Genomic DNA, 3,126 nt, shown 5'->3' with positions numbered 1-3,126 from the left:
GGCCTTGGGATCGTTGCAGGAGCGGCCCATCTCGGCCAGCAGGTCCGCCACCGCCACCACCGCCTCGTCGGCCTGGTTGAGGGAAGGCGCGAGGTAGTAGACCCGGCGGTAGGCGTCGATGACGCGGGCATAGTCGCGGCGGGTGCGCTGGGAGACGGCGGCGTCTTGCAGCTCCTGGCGCATCCGCTCCGCAGCCTCGAACTGGACGCGCGCCTTTGCCTTTTTCTGGGCGACGGTGAGCGCCGTCGCCGGGGCGGCGGCCAGGGCCAGGGCGCAGAGTAGGGCGGCGGCGCGCCACACCCCTCGGATTGGGGTCGAGCCGTTCACGTCGAAGCCTCTTGCGCAGACGCCGCGGGCGCTACTCGGTGTTGCTGAAGGTCAGCACGCCCTGGGCATCGCGGTACACCCGGATGGGAGACGAGAAGCCGGCCCGCAGGGCGGAGCCGTTGCCGTAGATCTCCGTGATCCGGCGCACATAGTTCCTGGTCTCGCGGAAGGGAGGAACCCCGTTGTTGCGCGCCACCGCTCCCGCGCCCGCGTTGTAGGCGGCCAGCGAAAGCGAGACGTCCCCGCCGTAGGTGTTCAGCAGGGCCCGAAGGTGGCGCACCCCCGCATCGATGTTCTGCTGCGGGTCGAAGGGATTGCTCACGTTCAGCGTCTGGGCCGTCCCCGGCATCAGCTGCATCAGCCCCATGGCTCCCTTGCGCGAGACCGCGGTGGGATTGAAGTTCGATTCCACCTTGATGACCGCGCGCACCAGATTCGGGTCCACGCCATGCTTGGCGGCGATCTGGTCGATCAGGCCGTCGATCTGGTCGGCGCTGAGGGGTTGCCGGGAGAGGGTGCCGGGCTGAGCTGCCGCTTGCCGGGCCTCCAGAGTCTGCGAGACCTCGGCGGCCGCCGAGCGCGCCGCCCGCATGGCGGCGGGGCTGGGCGGCGGCACCGGGATCCAGCGCTGCTTGCTGCGGCTCCAGTAAACCAGGTTGGTGGTTCGCGGCGCCGGCCGCGCATGTGCGGCCGCGCCGGGCTTCGGTGAGAGGGTGTCACTGTTGACGTAGACGGTCCGGCCGTTCTGCTGCACCGCGACGATGGCGTCGCCGGCTCGGGCCGCTGTCGGCAGTAGCAAGGTCGTCAATGTCAGGAGAATCAGGTGTCGCCGCATGCTTCATCCCTGGGCGTCGCCCGCAAGAAACGCTTCCCGCGCGGGTTGCCGCCTGCACCTAACCGTCACCTGACGGAGTTTCGTCCAGAGTGAGTGGATTATATGCCGGGGTGCCGGAAGCAGCAACGGCGCCGGCAGGGGGAATCAGAGGAGTGAACAGGACAAAACGCGGCAAAACACCAATAAAAACCAATGAGATAGGGAGAATTCCGCAGGTTGGGTACACGGAGGCCCACTGTCCTTCAGGACGCTGTCCTTCGGGGGGGATGAAGGGACGCAGGACGCCCGAGGCCGGAGGTCTGCCTTACTCCCTCACCAGCCAGTCCAGGGCCTCGGTGCGGCTCTGGAAGGGCACGAACTCGCGGTTGGAGAAGGTCTGGATGGCCTTGAAGTAGGTCTCGGGCAGGCTCTCGATGCCCACCCAGGCGGCGCGCTTGACGTAGGGGGCGTCGAAGGTGGTGACCTCCTTGATGCGGGTGACGGCGTCCTTGTTGACGCGGGCGCCGGTGAAGTCGGCCAGGGCCAGCACCGAGCCCTTGGCCTGCCGCGCGATCACCTCTTTGACCGCGGTGGAGATCATCATGATCTCCTGGGGGCCGCAGCCGGTGAAGTCGATCACCAGGATCTGCTTGCCCTTGTGCTCGACGAACTGGATGCGCTCCATGGCGCCTAGTCCTCCGCCAGCCAGTCCAGAGCCTCTCCCCGGCTCCTGAAGAGGACGAAGTCGCGTTTGGAGGAGAAGGTCTTGAGCGCCTGGAAATGGGCCTCGGGGAAGCTCTCCGTGCCCACCCACGCCGACTTCAGGATGTGGGGAGCGTCGGCGACGGTGGCCTCCTTCAGCCGGGTGATCACATCCTTGCTGACCTGAGCTCCGGTGAAGTCGGCGAGCAGGCGCACCGAACCCTTGGCCTGGGAGGTGACCACGTTGCGCACGGCGGTGGAGAGCAGGATGATCTCCTGTGGGGTGCATCCGGTGATGTCCACCAGCAGCACTTGCTTGCCCTTGTGGGTCACGAACTCGATGCGCTCCATGCGCTCCCCCGCCTTGCCGGACCGGCCCTGAGCCCTGAAGGACTCAGACCATATACACCCGGGCCGCGGCCGGCGTCCAGCGTTAGTCGTGGGGCAGGAGGCCGCCCATGGCACCCCGATTGCTCCTCCCCGACCCGGGATTGCCAACCCCAATTTTGGAAAGGGGATTCAGCATGGGGAAACGCATCGCGGCCATCGTCTTCATCTTCGCCTGCACCACCGTCGCCTGGATGATCCTGGGCGGCACTATCCTCACTCGTACCTATAACTTCGACGACCAGCTCAAGGAGAAGGTCGCCTCCACCTGGGGCAGCAAGCAGGTGCAGGGCGCACCCACCGCCAGCTACGACAAGCTAGTGGAGAAGAGAGTCCAGATCGTCAACGTGTCCAAGGACACACAGGGTGCGTCCGCGGTGACACAGGAGACCGTCGCCGTCCCCCTGCCCCTAGAGAGCAGCCGCCTGGACGTGGGCTTCGACCTGCAACACCGCCAGAAGGGCCTGCTGTGGTACAGCACCTACAAGGTCGGCTTCTCCGGCGCCTACACCTTCCGCAACACCAGCGACAAGGAGCAGAGCGTCCGCTTCGCTCTGGCCCTGCCCACCACCCAGGCCAACTACGATGACCTCAAGGTCACCATCGACGGCCAGAAGGTCACGCCCGCCAACTCCCAGGGTTTCTTGTCGGCCTGGGCCACGGTGCCGGCGGGGAAGACCGCCACCTTCGCCGTCTCCTACCGCTCGCAGGGCCTGGAGAGCTGGACTTACCGGTTCGGCGACGAGGTCACCCAGGTGCGCGACTTCGCCCTCACCATGCGCACCAACTTCCACGACATCGATTTTCCCGCCGACACCCTTTCCCCCACCGACAAAGCCTGGCTGCCTGCGGGCTGGCAGCTCACCTGGCGCTACTCCGATCTGCTCACCGGCTAC

General features: G+C 66.5%; 5 protein-coding genes. 1 reads left to right on the top strand and 4 read right to left on the bottom strand.

Annotated elements, in window-relative coordinates:
- From VEG08_02870 to VEG08_02855, 4 genes are all read right to left on the bottom strand, one after another.
- Window positions 1-327: hypothetical protein (locus VEG08_02870; GenBank protein HXZ26923.1), on the bottom strand; the 327-nt coding region annotated here is incomplete at its 3' end.
- 31 nt (window positions 328-358) lie between these two features.
- Window positions 359-1,126 (bottom strand): lytic transglycosylase domain-containing protein, encoded by a 768-nt coding sequence (locus VEG08_02865; GenBank protein ID HXZ26922.1) that lies wholly within the window; start codon window positions 1,124-1,126, stop codon window positions 359-361.
- 340 nt (window positions 1,127-1,466) lie between these two features.
- A complete protein-coding gene (locus VEG08_02860; GenBank protein HXZ26921.1) occupies window positions 1,467-1,826 on the bottom strand; it encodes a hypothetical protein in 360 nt (119 codons plus the stop codon).
- A gap of 5 nt (window positions 1,827-1,831) precedes the next feature.
- Window positions 1,832-2,194, bottom strand: coding sequence for a hypothetical protein (locus tag VEG08_02855; protein ID HXZ26920.1), 363 nt, complete (start codon window positions 2,192-2,194; stop codon window positions 1,832-1,834).
- Window positions 2,195-2,367: 173 nt separating this feature from the next.
- On the opposite strand from VEG08_02855, the gene VEG08_02850 reads away from it, so the two are divergent.
- The coding region (locus VEG08_02850) for a hypothetical protein (GenBank protein ID HXZ26919.1) at window positions 2,368-3,126 on the top strand (759 nt) is incomplete at its 3' end.

The sequence above is a fragment of the Terriglobales bacterium genome (assembly GCA_035624475.1).
GTDB lineage: Bacteria > Acidobacteriota > Terriglobia > Terriglobales > Acidobacteriaceae > DASPRL01.
This window is presented reverse-complemented; position numbering and strand designations above follow the sequence as displayed.

Bases quoted from the DNA above. Each gene is read 5' to 3' on its own strand.
- VEG08_02860 (HXZ26921.1), bottom strand. From the start codon at position 1,826: ATGGAGCGCATCCAGTTCGTCGAGCACAAGGGCAAGCAGATCCTGGTG.
- VEG08_02855 (HXZ26920.1), bottom strand. From the start codon at position 2,194: ATGGAGCGCATCGAGTTCGTGACCCACAAGGGCAAGCAAGTGCTGCTG.